13 protein-coding genes and 1 tRNA gene are annotated in these 13,794 nt (G+C 61.4%); 2 read left to right on the forward strand and 12 right to left on the reverse strand.

Annotated features, from left to right (window positions below; genetic code table 11):
* Positions 1–109 precede the first annotated feature (109 nt).
* Positions 110–883 (reverse strand): YrhK family protein, encoded by a 774-nt coding sequence (locus FF124_RS19900; protein WP_138750235.1) that lies wholly within the window; start codon positions 881–883, stop codon positions 110–112.
* Between the two features lie 214 nt (positions 884–1,097).
* Between FF124_RS19900 and FF124_RS19905 the strand changes: the two genes are divergently transcribed.
* Positions 1,098–1,328 (forward strand): putative hemolysin, encoded by a 231-nt coding sequence (locus FF124_RS19905; protein ID WP_138750236.1) that lies wholly within the window; start codon positions 1,098–1,100, stop codon positions 1,326–1,328.
* 84 nt (positions 1,329–1,412) lie between these two features.
* Here FF124_RS19905 and FF124_RS19910 read toward each other — a convergent pair whose 3' ends face one another.
* From FF124_RS19910 to FF124_RS19955, 10 genes are all read right to left on the reverse strand, one after another.
* Positions 1,413–2,462, reverse strand: a complete 1,050-nt coding sequence (locus FF124_RS19910; protein ID WP_246072599.1) for an aldose epimerase family protein — start codon at positions 2,460–2,462, stop codon at positions 1,413–1,415.
* 177 nt (positions 2,463–2,639) lie between these two features.
* Positions 2,640–4,652 (reverse strand): transketolase, encoded by a 2,013-nt coding sequence (tkt, locus tag FF124_RS19915; RefSeq protein ID WP_138750238.1) that lies wholly within the window; start codon positions 4,650–4,652, stop codon positions 2,640–2,642.
* 73 nt (positions 4,653–4,725) lie between these two features.
* On the reverse strand, positions 4,726–5,070 hold the full coding sequence (locus FF124_RS19920; RefSeq protein WP_132313911.1) for a RidA family protein: 345 nt from the start codon (positions 5,068–5,070) through the stop codon (positions 4,726–4,728).
* A gap of 133 nt (positions 5,071–5,203) precedes the next feature.
* A complete protein-coding gene (locus FF124_RS19925) occupies positions 5,204–6,223 on the reverse strand; it encodes a Gfo/Idh/MocA family protein (RefSeq protein ID WP_138750239.1) in 1,020 nt (339 codons plus the stop codon).
* A complete protein-coding gene (locus tag FF124_RS19930) occupies positions 6,220–7,110 on the reverse strand; it encodes a sugar phosphate isomerase/epimerase family protein (RefSeq protein ID WP_138750240.1) in 891 nt (296 codons plus the stop codon). Before FF124_RS19930 ends, FF124_RS19925 begins: the two co-directional genes overlap by 4 nt.
* Before the next feature lie 41 nt (positions 7,111–7,151).
* The gene (locus FF124_RS19935; RefSeq protein WP_138750241.1) at positions 7,152–7,985 is read right to left on the reverse strand and encodes a carbohydrate ABC transporter permease; all 834 of its coding nucleotides are present in this window, start codon (positions 7,983–7,985) and stop codon (positions 7,152–7,154) included.
* A complete protein-coding gene (locus FF124_RS19940) occupies positions 7,982–8,893 on the reverse strand; it encodes a carbohydrate ABC transporter permease (protein ID WP_138750242.1) in 912 nt (303 codons plus the stop codon). Before FF124_RS19940 ends, FF124_RS19935 begins: the two co-directional genes overlap by 4 nt.
* Positions 8,894–9,032: 139 nt before the next feature.
* Positions 9,033–10,256, reverse strand: a complete 1,224-nt coding sequence (locus FF124_RS19945; RefSeq protein WP_138750243.1) for an ABC transporter substrate-binding protein — start codon at positions 10,254–10,256, stop codon at positions 9,033–9,035.
* A 34-nt stretch (positions 10,257–10,290) separates the two neighbouring features.
* The gene (locus FF124_RS19950; protein WP_138750244.1) at positions 10,291–11,313 is read right to left on the reverse strand and encodes an alpha/beta hydrolase; all 1,023 of its coding nucleotides are present in this window, start codon (positions 11,311–11,313) and stop codon (positions 10,291–10,293) included.
* Between the two features lie 4 nt (positions 11,314–11,317).
* On the reverse strand, positions 11,318–12,043 hold the full coding sequence (locus tag FF124_RS19955; protein ID WP_138750259.1) for a GntR family transcriptional regulator: 726 nt from the start codon (positions 12,041–12,043) through the stop codon (positions 11,318–11,320).
* Between the two features lie 196 nt (positions 12,044–12,239).
* Between FF124_RS19955 and FF124_RS19960 the strand changes: the two genes are divergently transcribed.
* On the forward strand, positions 12,240–13,343 hold the full coding sequence (locus FF124_RS19960; protein WP_138750245.1) for an ABC transporter ATP-binding protein: 1,104 nt from the start codon (positions 12,240–12,242) through the stop codon (positions 13,341–13,343).
* A gap of 80 nt (positions 13,344–13,423) precedes the next feature.
* On the opposite strand, the gene FF124_RS20470 is transcribed toward FF124_RS19960, so the two are convergent.
* Positions 13,424–13,511, reverse strand: a tRNA-Ser gene (locus FF124_RS20470).
* Between the last annotated feature and the right edge of the window lie 283 nt (positions 13,512–13,794).

Raw genomic sequence — 13,794 nt, forward strand, 5'->3', positions numbered from 1 at the left:
TCCCCTTTCATGTCCTTCATGCGCTAGCAGAACGCGCGCGCTCTGGCTAGCTGGTCTCTGCAATTTCAGGTGTTATTTCCGCAGACTGGATAAGCCCATAATGGGTGCGCTACCGTTCCCAGGGTTTCTTCCGGTGCGGCGCAAGAGGCTTCATCGGATGGCTCGCATAGCGGGTCGGCTTGCCAAGCGCCTGGGCCACGATGCGATAAGCGCGACGATAGTTCAAAAGACCGCCGATGAAGAACAGGCCGCTGCCGACGAGATATTGCCAGGCGAGAAAACCGTCGATCCGGACCTCGTCGGCGGGGCTTGAAACCTCCCAGAGATAGGGGATGGAGGCTACGGCGAAGAGCGTCGACCCGACCACGAAGGTCACCGCGGTCAGGTTCATCATCTGCAGGGTCACAAGGTCATCGGCCTGCACGATCTGGATGACGTTGATGACCGCGCCGACGACGAACAAAACGCTGCCGATGATGAAGCACCACGCCCCGGCCGTCTCCCAGCCGACGGCGGAAAGAAAGAAGATGCTGCCTGCAACGAACAGCAGCGTGCCGGCAACATAGGTCCAGGCGGCCCAGAATTCGAGCCTGTCCCACACCGTCGCCGCGCCCTTTCGCTCGCGGGCATGGACGAACACTTCGATCAGGTCATGACCGGTGACCAGCAGATAGAGCAGCGAGCCGAAGAAGAAGGTCCATGCGCCAATATCGGCAAGGAAGGAAAGGGTCGGGAAGAAGCAGATGCTGCCGAAGATGAACACCAGCCCGCCCAGCTGATAGGCGGCGGCATTGATGGTCTCCCAGCGGAAGTTCTTTCTGTTGTCCGGGTCGTCGGCGACAAAATCATGAATACGCGGTCGGTTGACGAACATATGCGGCATGGCGGATCGGGCTCCCTCTGTCGCCGCCGATAATGGCCTTTGGGAACCACATCAAACAACCCCCGCAAAGCCGAAACCTCGAAGAAGCGGCATTCCGGAAAGCCGCCACCAGACGAAATGGCGCTGCTCCGCTCCCGTTTCATCGAACCTGTCCTCTCTGGCGACACGCCCTTCCCTCTGCTACCGTCGCCGGAAAAGAACTGGGAGATATTCGATGCGCCAAATTGTTCTGCTGACAGGCTTTGCCGCGGTTCTCGCCGCCTGCACCCAATCGGCTCCGGCTCCGACAGGCCTCGCCAATCCGGCATCCGAATATTGCGCGAGCCTTGGCGGGCGCACCGAAATCCGCAACGAGGCCGGCGGTCAAGTGGGCTACTGCCAGTTGCCCGATGGCAGCATCACCGAGGAATGGGCGCTCTACCGCGCGCGCGTCGGCCAGCAGTAGAGCGCTGAGGAAGACAGGCCAACGCCCTGCCCGCGGCGCTTGCCGTCAAGGCTCCCGGGCGTTTCCCGTCAACCGCGCGTTCTCCTACTTTCCCGCCGTGAAATCGAACCGCATCAGGTGCCGGTAGGTTTCGCCGGGCCGCAGCACTACGGAGGGAAAGTTCTCGTGATGAGGGCTGTCGGGGTAGTGTTGGGTCTCCAGCGCGAAACCGGCGAATTCCCGGTAAAGCGCGCCATCTTTCCCTTCGGTGGGCTGGGCCTGATAATGGCCGGCGGTATAGAACTGAATACCGGGCTGGTTCGTGGAGAGCGTGAACCCGCGTCCGCTTGCCGGATCCTCGGCCTCAGCCACAACCCGCATCGATCCGTCGTAACCGGCCACGCAGAGATTGTGGTCATAGCCGACACCCGGCCATGTCTCGGATATCCTGTCGCCGATCGGGTGCATCTCGGTAAAGTCGTAGGGCGTGCCGGCGACCGCGACGATCTCGCCGCTCGGGATCTTGTCCTCGCTCACCACCGTATAACTGTCGCAGAGCAAGCGCAGGCGCTGGCTCTCGACGTTGCCGCTGGCGTGGCCGGCAAGGTTCCAGTAGCCGTGATAGATAATGTTGAGGATGGTCGCCCGATCCGTGACCGCCTCCATCTCGATCGCCAAGGCACCGTCTTCACATATCCGATAGGTGACCGTGGCATCAAGCGCGCCAGGATACCCCTGATCGCCATCCGGGCTTTCCATTCGGAAGGTGACGGCGTTGTTTTCCGGGGCGGGCTCGGCCTTCCAGAAACGCTTGCCGAAACCCGGCAACCCGCCATGCAGATGATGCGGGCCGGAATTGGTCGGAAGCTGATGGTCGACGCCATCAAGGGTGAACTTGCCGAGCGCAAGCCGGTTTGACAGCCTGCCGCATATCGCGCCCGCATTACCGGGCTTTGCCACGTAATCGGCCGGATCGTCATAGCCGATGACGATGTCCGCGATTCTGCCGTTGCGGTCTGAACGCATGACCCGGCGCAGGATCGCGCCATAGGTCATCACCTCGATTTCCGTGTCGCCGCCCCTCAGGCGATAGGCATCAACCGCCTGTCCGTCGATTTCGCCGATGACGGCATGTTCAATTGTGTGACCGGCCAAGGCCGTATCCTCCCGAAAATATTGGAAAATGCGTTCGCCTTCCTCAAAAGCGAAGACGTTCCCTTTCCTTGTGATGCAGCAAGCCCGGCGGCCAGCGCCGGCCATTATCCATTCAGTGCGCAAGCGCCGCCCACCCATGCCGGAGGGGCGGCGCTCTTCGATGACAGGCCCTCGCGACTAGCCGATCACCGATTTCACGGTCTTTGCGACCCCTTCGGCGGTAATGCCGAAGAGCTCGAACAGGACCGGCGGGGGAGCAGACTCGCCAAATGTGTCGATGCCGACGCAACCGCCTTCAAGACCGACATATTTGCGCCAGTACTCGGTTCCGGCGGCTTCGACGGAAACGCGCGGGATGCCGGCCGGCAGGACCTCGGCCTTGTAAGCCTTGTCCTGGCTGTCGAAGACGAAGGTCGACGGCATGGAGACAACGCGGACCTGAATGCCTTCCTTGGCAAGTGCTGCCCTGGCATCAAGTGCCTGGCGGGTTTCCGCACCCGTGGCGATGATGACGGCGGCAGGCGTTCCTTCGGCTTCCGCCAGAACATAACCGCCCCGGCGGATGGCGTCGGCCTGCGAAGCCGAGCGGGAAAGCGGCGGCAGGACCTGGCGGCTGAGCGACATCAGCGTCGGCGTGCCCGTGTGCTTCAGCGCCGTTTCCCAGGCGATTGCCGCTTCCACGGCATCGGCCGGACGCCAGACATCGAGGTTCGGCATCAGCCTGAGCGACCCCAGATGCTCGATCGGCTGGTGGGTCGGGCCGTCCTCGCCGACGGCAATCGAGTCATGCGACAGCGCATAGACGACGCCGAGCTTCATCAGGGCCGCCATGCGGATGGCGTTGCGCTGATAGTCAGAGAAGACCACATAGCCGCCGCCGAAGGGCCGGAAGCCGCCATGCAGGAAGATGCCGTTCATCATCGCGCCGAGGCCGAATTCGCGCACGCCGCAATAGATGTAATTGCCGCCCGTCTCCGCCGTCACCGGCTCGATCTTGTCCCAGATGGAAAGGCAGGAGCCGGCGAGGTCGGCGGAAAGGCCGACCAATTCCGGTAGTTCGTCGCCCAGCATCTGCAACACGTTCTGGCTGGCCTTGCGCATCGGGATCGTGTCCGTCAGCCCTTCGGCAGAGGCGATGAAGGCGCCCATTTCGGCATCGAAATCGGCAGGAAGCTCGCCGCTCATGCGACGCTGGAATTCGGAAGCCTCTGCCGGAAAAGCCTCTTCATAGGCCGCAAAGGCTTCTTCCCAGGCGCTTTCGGCTTGTTTGCCGGCCTCTTCTGCGTTGAACGTCTCATAGACATTGGCGGGCACTTCGAAGGGCGGAAGCGTCCAGCCTAGCGCCTCACGCACGCGGGCAATCTCTTCGTCGCCCAGAACATTGCCGTGGCAATGGGCGTCACCGGCATAAGAGGGCGAACCCTTGCCGATCGTGGTCTTGCAGCAGATCAGCGTCGGCTGTTTCGTGTTCTTCTTGGCTTCCGCGATCGCGGCATCGATCGCCTCGACATCATGGCCATCAACATTGCGGATCACCTGCCAGCCATAGGCTTCGAAACGCTTCGGCGTGTCATCGGTGAACCAGCCGCTGACATGGCCGTCGATGGAAATGCCGTTGTCATCGTAAAGCGCGATCAGCTTGCCGAGACCGAGCGTGCCGGCGAGCGAGCAGGCCTCATGCGAAACGCCTTCCATCAGGCAGCCATCGCCGAGAAAGACGAAGGTGTTGTGGTCGACGATCTTGTGGCGGGGCTTGTTGAAGCTTGCTGCCAGCATCTTCTCGGCAACGGCCATGCCGACGGCATTGGCAATGCCCTGGCCGAGCGGGCCGGTCGTGGTTTCAACACCGGGCGTCACGTCATGTTCGGGATGGCCCGGCGTTTTGGAATGCAGCTGGCGGAAATTGCGGATATCGTCCATCGACAGGTCGTATCCGGTCAGATGCAACAGGCTGTAGAGCAGCATCGAGCCGTGGCCGTTCGACAGCACGAAACGGTCGCGGTCAAGCCAGTCAGGATTCTTCGGATTGTGCTTCAGATGGCGGGTCCACAGCGCGACGGCGATTTCGGCCATGCCCATCGGCATGCCGGGATGGCCGGACACGGCCTTCTGCACGGCATCCATGGAGAGGACGCGGATGGTGTTTGCAAGCTCGATGGACGAGGCAGTGGCGGGGTTCTTGTTCAGCATTTTCTTGTCTCGAAAGGCTGGGGAAAGCATGAGGGGGCGCTTTGGAACGCGGGGCTCAAGGCTTCCCGGATCATTATTTGTAGGCGATCAGGGTGACTTCGATCAGGACGCCCGGGCCGAGGTCGCCGGGGCAGATGGTGGCGCGCGCCGGCAGGCTTTCGGCCGGTATCCACTCGGCCCAGACATCGCTCATGCCGGGTTTCAGGCTGAGATCGGAGAGATAGATCGTCGCGAACAGCAGTTTGGACTTGTCGGAGCCCGCAGCCTCAAGATAGGTTTCGAGCTTGGCGATGGTCTGGCGTGTCTGTCCGGCAATATCGAGACTTGTGTCGTCGCATGCGGTGCCACCGACAAAGACCAATCCGTCTTTTTCGACGACACGGTGCAGGACAGGGGTTGGAAGATATCTGTTTGTCACGGTGTTTCCTTTCCTTGTGAGGGGCTTGCCGCAATGCTTGTGGAAGGGCGCGGCAAGCCCCGTCTTCGTCTTCCGGCAGAAGCGCAATCTCCTGATCGCGTGTCGCCCGCCGGCGTGGTGTCTCCTCAGTCCGTCATTTCCGGCGTCTCCTGAGATCGTCGTCGATAAGGGCGGTCATGCGTTCAAGCGACGCCATGGCGCTCACTCCATCGGTGATATCGGGGGCAGTGTTGGCCTCGCCCCGGAAGGCTTTCGCCGCATCGGCCATCAAGGCGGCATAGCCCTTGTGGTCCTCATTGGCAGCGGCGGTGAAATTCGGCGTCCAGCTCAGCGTGTCGGCGCCGCCGGCAAGCGTTGCTGCCGGGTCCTCGGCCTTGAAGGGCGGATCGCGGAAATAGCGGACATTGATGACATTCTCGATCTCGAGGCGACGATGATCGCCCATGATCGTGATGTCTTCCGTCGGCGTGCCGCGCGACTGGATCGTGCCCATGACAATGGTGCCGATCGCGCCGTTTGCGCAGGTGAAATTGAGGTGCAGCAGCAGGTGGCCGGGCGCGGTCTCGAGCGTGCGCACCGCCATGTCCTCAAAAGCCGATCCTGCAAACCACGGGATCAGGTCCATGTAGTGGACGCAGTGGTGCAGATAGAAGCCGGAATAGTCCGGCACTCCGGCGAAATAGGCGGGACCTGACATATAGGAGCCTGTCACGCCGAGCACCTTGCCGAACCCCTCGCCGCGCAGGATGTTGCCGGCGATCCGGTTGCCCGTCGAATAGCGCTTCATGAAACCGACAATGACGGGCTTGCCCGCCTTCTCGGCGGCGGCGGCGATTTCCTGCGCACCGGCCGCGTCGCGTGCCGGCGGCTTTTCGAGAAACACCGGAAGACCCTTTTCCAGCGCCGCGATCGCTGCAACGCGGTGCAGGTCCGGCCCGACAGCCATGCAGATGGCATCAAGCCCCTTGTGGGAGAGCAGCTCCTGGTAGTCGCTGTAGATCGCCTCGGCGCCATATTGCCATGCGGCAGAGGCCGCTGCATCGCGGTTGAGGTCGCAGACGGCGGCAATGCGCATGTCATTGCGGCCGAGCTGCGGCATCAGCATGTGTGTTGCGTGGCGGCCGCAGCCGATCCAGCCGATATTCAGCGTCATGCCCGACCTCCCGTCTTCGCGAGGAGGTGACGAATGAAGGCGATGGCCGCTTTCAGCTTTTCACTCTCGTCCTCATGCGGCGCACGCCACTGGGCAATCGGCAGGCCGATGCGTTCATCGTCGTCGCGACGGAATGGCTCCAGTGTCAGCGGGCCCTGATAACCGACATCGGCGAGCGCCTGCATGGTTCCGGTCCAGTCGATATGGCCGGTGCCCGGATAGCCGCGATTGTTTTCATTCGCCTGGAAATAGACGATACGGTTCCCCGCAAGCCGGATCGCATCGGGAATGGACTTTTCCTCGATATTGGCGTGGAAGGTGTCGAAAAGGATGCCGAGGGCCGGATGGTTGACGGCATCGACAACGGTGACGGTCTGCGAGACCAGCGAGATGACGTCGGTTTCGTAACGGTTGAGCGGCTCCAGCGCGAGCCTGGTCCCGGCCGCCAGGGCTTCGGGCGCCAGAACGCCAAGCCCTTCGATCACCCGCGCGCCGCGGGCTTTCATTTCCTCTTCAGCGACAGGCGTGGGCGCGCGGCCGGCGAAGACCATGGGCGCGCCGTAGAGCGGGCCGCCGAGCGTCGAGGCGCCAAGCGCATGGGCGACCTCGAGGCAATAGCGGAGATAGCCCATGCCTCCTTCGCGGATGCCCCGGTCGGCATCGGATATCGAGCGCTGCAGATTGACGCGGGCGGCCAGCGCCACGCCAAGTCCGGCCTCGTCCAGCGCTGTCTTGAGCGCCTTGAGGTCAAGACCATCCTCGGGCTCGGGGACGAGCAGTTCGACAAGGTCGAAGCCGAGCGTCCGCATGTGCCTGAAGAGGTGCATGTGCTCCCGGCCGAAGGGCCGGGCAAACTGCATCGATATGATACCGATCGGGTTGGTCACGTTATGCTTTCTTTCTCTTTTCTACAGTTGGTGGTTAGCTATCAGCCCTTGACCGCGCCCTGGGTCATGCCGCTGATGAGACGTTTCTGGACAATCAGGAAGAGCACCGTTGCCGGCAGCGCGCCGACAATGCCGCCCGCCGTCAGCAGGCCCCACTGCACCTCGTATTCGCCGATAAGCGTCTGGATGGCGACCGTGATGGTGCGCACATTCTGGCCGCCGAGGGTGAGGGCGTAGAGGTACTCGTTCCATGAGGTGATGAAGATATAGATGCCGGTGGCCACGATGCCGGGCGTGCACAAGGGCAGGACGACGCGACGCAGCGCCCCCATCCTTGTGCAGCCATCGGTCATGGCGGCCTCGTCCAGCGATTTCGGGATACCGTTGATATAGCTCGTCATCATCCAGGTCGAGAACGGAATGGCGACCGTCGAATTGGCGATGATCAGCGCCAGATGCGTATCGAGCAGACCGAGCACGCGCATCAGAACGAAGAGCGGCAGGATCAGCAGAACGATCGGGAACATGTTGATGATCAGGAACTGGATCATCAGGTATTTCTTGCCGCGGAAGGAAAACCGCGAGAAGGCATAGGCCGCCGTGACGCTGAGCGACAGACCGACGATGACCGTGCCGACGGCAACGATCAGCGAGGCGATCATGTTGTTGAGAAAGCCGACCGTCTTGAACAGGCGAATATAGTTCTCGAAGGTGGCGCCGATAATGCTGGGACCTTCGGTAAACAGCCGGTTTTCGGCCGTCAGCGAGGTCAGCAGCATCCACAGATAGGGCCCCAGCGTGAACAACAGGATCAGCACCATCGGCAGTTCGACGAACAACAGGGTTCTGGTTCTGGACTTCTTTCCGGCGATCATTTGTTGTCACCTCCGACCTTGCGCAGATAAACGATGACAAGACCCAGAAGCATGATCGTGAAGAGCACGGCGAGTGCCGAGCCGTAGCCGAAATCGAGATTGGTGCGGGCCTTGATGAAGGCATAGAGCGGCAGCGTGTAGGTGGAGTATCCGGGGCCGCCGCCGGTCATGACGTAGATGACGTCGATCGAGTTCGCGACCCAGATGGTTCGCAGAAGCACGGCGGTGACGAGCACGCCGGAAATGCCGGGCAGCGTGATGTGCCAGAACTGTCGGAACTTGCTGGCGCCGTCAATGGAGGCAGCCTCGTAGTAGCTCTTCGGGATCGACTGAAGGCCGGCGAGGATCATCACCGCGAAGAAGGGGAACCCCTGCCATGTGAGCGTCAGGATGATGGCGTAAAGCGCGGTGTCCGGATCGGCAAGCCATGGGATCGACTGCTTGATGACGTCGATCCTGAGCAGGAAATCGTTCAGGACGCCGTAATTGCTGTCGTAGATCCACACCCACATCAGGCCGATGACGACGCTCGGCAGCGCCCAGGGAATGATAATCAGCGCGCGCGCCAGGGGCCGCCAGGAAAATTCCTGGTTCAAGAGCATGGCGGTCGCCAGGCCGAGCAGCATCTGGGCCGGGATGGTGATGCCGATCCAGATAACCGTGTGTTTCAGCGAGATCCAGAAGACCTCGTCCTGAAAGGCGGCAATGAAATTCTTCAGGCCGACGAAGGTGATCGCTTTGGGCTTCCACAACACGTAGTCGTGCAGTGACATCCAGGCCGCCTGGATCATGGGGAAGAAAACGATCGCCAGCGTCACCAGAACGGCGGGAGACAGCAGGGCATAGGGCAAGACGCGCTTGGCTAGCGCCACGCGCCCCGCCGGCATATCGGGGGCAGTCATGGTCATGGTCCGTTTTCGCCGGTTGATCCGGCGTCCTTATCGCTCCAACACCTCAGGGGCCGGCAAAAGGGTCAGTCTCGAAGGTGATACGGATGGGAGGAGCCCGGCCCGGGAAATTCGGGCCGGACGGTTTTTTACGCGGCTCTTACGGATTGAAGAGCTCTTCGATGTTCTGGTTCATCTTCTCGGCCGTGATTTCGCCGGTCAGCGCCCGCTGCATGTTGACGGGCCAGACCGTGTTGACGAAGTCCGAGGTCTCCGGCGTGTTCGGCAGCGTCACCGCGAAAGGCAGCGAGGCGACCGTGGCATCAACGAAGCGCTTGGGATGCAGGGTCCAGTTGGCCGAATCCGACTTGGTGACGGGCAGTTGGCCGGTCGCCTCGTTGAATTCCTTGTTGTTGCCGGTCGTCGACAGGAAGGAGATCCACTTCCAGGCGGCGTCCTTGCTTTCCGCGCTGGAGAAGATCGCCGTCGATTCATCGCCGAAGGTCGTCCAGTGGCCGCCGCCGCATTCCGGCACGGTGGTCGCGGAAATCTTGTCGCCAAGAGCCGCCACCATGTCATTGGCCGAGCCGATATGGTGGATGGTCATGGCCGTCTTGCCGGCCTTCAGCGCGCCCGTGACTTCTTTGAACCCGTCATTGGGGGCGGACGGCGGGAAGACATGGTCCTTCTCGAACAGGTCGACCACCCATTGCGTGCCCTCGATCGCGGTCGGATTGGTCAGGCCGCCGGGCTGATCAAGGCTGACGCCGTCACGCGAAAGCACGAGGGACCCCCAGTGTTCCTGGCCGCCCTTGGCGCCCCGGAAGCCGAAGCCGTAGATGTCGGGATTGCCGTCGCCATTGGTATCCTGGGTAAGCGCCTTTGCCGCTTCGCGGAACTCTTCGCAGGTCTTCGGCACCTCCATGCCGAGTTCAGCCAGCATATCGGCGCGGTAGTAGAGATAAAGCACCACATACTGGATCGGCAGGTAGTACTGGTTGCCGTCGGGACCCTTGGTCAGTTCCAGCAGGTCATCCTGGAGGTCAGCCTTGCCGTCCCAGCCGGCGATATAGTCGTCAATCGGCACCAGAGCGCCCATTTCGACCAGACGCGGCTGGGCGTACAGCTTGACCATGGCGGCGTCAGGCGCATTGCCGGCGATGATCGAGGTGTAGAGATTGTCGTAATAGCTGTTCCAGGGAACGTTTTCGGCCTCGATCGTGATGCCGGGGTTCTGCTCCTCGAATTTGGCGATCAGATCGGACATCGGATTGTCCGCATTGTCGAAATGATACCAGAAGCGCACGGTATCATCGGCATTCGCCGCAGCACCATACGCGATGACCGACGCTGAAAGCGCCGCAATCGTCAGTAATTTCCTCATTTGCTCCTCCGCTTTGTTCCGCCTTTTGAGCGGTTCAAGTGGTTTTCATTTTGCCCGCAACTTCCAAGAAGGCGCTCGCCGCCTCCTCTGCCGCCGTCCGGGCTTCGGCGAGAACGGGGTTCATCTGCATGAAGCCATGCACAACACCGGGATAGAGCCTGTACGTGTCCCGCCGCCCGAGCGCTTCGAGCCGGCGGGCAAGATTTGCAGTGTCAGAACGCAAGGGATCGATCGCCGCCGCATTCAGATAGAGCGGCGGCAGCTTCAAAAGCGCCGCGTCATCGGCCTTGAGCGGCGAGACGAACGGGTTTTTGCGAACGGATGTATCGGGCGTGTAGAAATCCCAGTAGCGCATCATCTTGGCACGCGTCAGACCGGGGCCCTCGGCGCTGTCGACATACGAACGAGAGGCGAAATCGTCGTCATAGACGCCATAGAAAAGAAGGCCTGCATCCGGCAGCGCCCCACCCTCATCGATCTGGCGCAGCATCAGGGCCAGGGCGAGATTGGCGCCGGCGCTGTCGCCCGACAGGGCGCGCGGCCCGTCGAGGCCTGCAAGCGGTGCCTTCCCTTCAAGCACGGCGCTCCACACCGCTGCGCAATCGTCCAGTCCGGCCGGATAAGGATGCTCCGGCGCGAGGCGATAATCGAAGGTGAGGACATGGGCGTTTGCCGCGACCGCAAGACGGCGAGCGGCATGTTCATGCGTTGCCATGCTGCAGAAGGCCCAGCCGCCGCCATGAACGAAGACGATCAGGCCATGGGCATTGGCCGAAGGGGTCATGAGACGACAGGCGACGGCATTGCCGGCAGGCCCTTCGATCGCAAAGTCGCTTGCGGCGAAAAGCGCCGGCATGTTCCGGTTCCAGCGCGCATTGACCGCCTCGGCCTGGGCGCGCCCGTCCCGGGGCCTCATCAGGGTCGGATCGCCAAGGGTTGCATCTTCTTCGGCAAGACGCGCCAGAATAGCTTCCATCTCCGGCGACAGGAGACGATCCCGCGCGTGCGCCTCGAAGCGATCGCCGCCGTTATCCCCCTGCCCGCGTCCTCCCGTCATGGCCTCATCTCCCCTCGGGCGCGTCTTCCGGCAGAATGCTGGGACCGAATTCGACGATCGTGGTGATATGATGGGACAGCGTTGCGACCGCGGCGTTGACGTCGCCGCTGTTGAGAGCCTCGACGATTGCCTCGTGCCGCTCGGCCGTCTCGACCAGATCCCGCCGATCCTTCGAGTTGAGGATCTTGAAGCGGTGATTGTGAATGAGGCAACGTCTGAGGATCGGCTGGACGGAGGGCAGGTTGGCCGCCTCGTAGAGCTTCAGATGAAATTCGCGGTCAAGCTGGGAGAGAAGATAGGCATCTTCGGCGCGCGCGGCGCGCATCATGGACATGATGATTTCGAGCAGGCTGTTGCGCAACAGCGAACCGTAGCGCTGCATGATGCGCGGCACGCCGCGGCATTCGATCTCGCGCCGGACCATGATCAACTCCCGGGCATCCTCCGCCCTGGAATCGGCGACGAACGTGCCGCGATGCGGCAGGCGGTCGACCAGACCATCATGATCAAGCGCGATCAGCGCCTCGCGCGCCGTGCTCTGGCTGCAGCCGAAACGCTCGGCGATATCAAGCTCCAGGATGGCGGTGAGCGGCGGAATGTCGCCGAGCATGATATCGCGCTGCAGGTCGCCATAGACCGTCAGGCTGCGCCGCCCGGCGCGCCGGGCGGTCGCAGCAGAAGATCCGGAGGCAGAACCACCCTGCGGTTTTCCGAAATTTTCGATCGCCATCATTCAATCCATTGCTTGCATATCGATAACGTTATCGATAATATAGCGATACCAACGGAGCTTGGCAAGACGGATTTTTCGTCAGGTTCGCCACCAGCCACCGCAAGCCCGATGACCGGTGACGACCACGCAAAACTATGAAATTAATCGAAATTCCGGGTAAACAGCATAGAGCCCGGTCACCCGGGAGGTACTGATGGCAAGCATCGAACTCGAAAAACTGGTCAAGGATTACGGCGCGTTCCGCGCGATCAAAGGTATCGACTTATCTATTGAGGATGGATCTTTTGTGACCTTTGTCGGCCCATCCGGCTGCGGCAAATCCACGCTTCTGCGCATGGTTGCCGGCCTGGAGGAAATCTCCGGCGGCAGGCTCAAGATCGACGGCAAGGTCGTCAATGACCTCGAGCCGCGCGAGCGCGACATCGCAATGGTGTTTCAGGACTATGCGCTCTATCCGCACATGTCGATTGCCGAAAACATCGGTTTCGGCCTGAAGATGCGCGGCGTGGCAAAGGCCGAGATCGAAAAGCAGGTGAAGGAAGCAGCCGACATCCTGCAGATCACCCAGTTGCTTGAGCGCAAGCCCGGTCAGCTCTCCGGCGGCCAGCGCCAGCGCGTGGCCATGGGCCGCGCCATCGTCCGCCGTCCGCAGGTCTATCTGTTCGATGAACCGCTTTCCAATCTTGATGCCAAGCTGCGCGTCGACATGCGCACGCAGATCAAACGCCTGCACACGCTGTTGAAGACCACGACCATCTACGTCACCCACGACCAGGTGGAGGCGATGACGCTGGCCGACCACATCGTCATCCTGAAAGACGGCGTGATCATGCAACAGGGCAAGCCGGTCAGCGTCTACGAGCGCCCGGTCAGCCGCTTCGTCGGCGAATTCATCGGCTCGCCGAAGATGAACATCATCGAATCCCGCCTGGCATCAGAGGGTGGAGCCGCCGAGCTGCGCTTCTACGAATTCTCCCTGCCGGTCGCAGGCGGAGACGAAAACGGCAAGGCGGTCGAGATCGGCATCCGGCCGGAGCACCTCATTCCCTGCGCGCCTGAGGAAGCACTGTTTTCGGCCCGGATCGACGTTCTTGAGCCGCTCGGCTCCGACACGCATGCCATCTGCCTGCTCGGCGATACGGAAATCACCGCGCGCCTTGCGCCCGACCCCTCCTATCACCCGGGCCAGATCCTGCATTTCACCGCGGATGCGGACAAGATCCACTTCTTCGACACGAAAACCGGCGCCCGCCTCGAGATGGCGGCCATGCCGCTTGCCGCGGGGACGACGGCCTGAGCGAGAAAACCGCCCGGCTTCCCGCCCAAACGGCGGGAAGTCGCCGACCGCCGCCGAGAAGCCAAAAACACTCAAGAAAATGGTGATCCCGACGCGATTCGAACGCGTGACCCCTCAGATTAGGAATCTGTTACTTATACATACCTACTATCGCCTTGATCTACGATCACATACCATATACTATTGATTTAACGTCATTAATTTTACGATTGAATACGATGAAGCACGCTCCGTTTCCATCCTCTCTGCTTACCCCATGCTTACCTGACGCTTACCCGAACAGGAAACAGATTTTGAGTCACGCCTTTTTCAGGCAGGTCAAAGCAAGCATCTCGCGGCAATGAAAGACAGTCGCCGTCACGGCTGTCATCGCCGTCATTGAGCTTTAAATTCAAAGAACTAAGAAAGCTGCAGTCGGCGTCAGAGGCCGTCATGCTGTCGCAGACGCCGA

The organism is Martelella lutilitoris, assembly GCF_005924265.1.
GTDB classification, from domain to species: domain Bacteria; phylum Pseudomonadota; class Alphaproteobacteria; order Rhizobiales; family Rhizobiaceae; genus Martelella; species Martelella lutilitoris.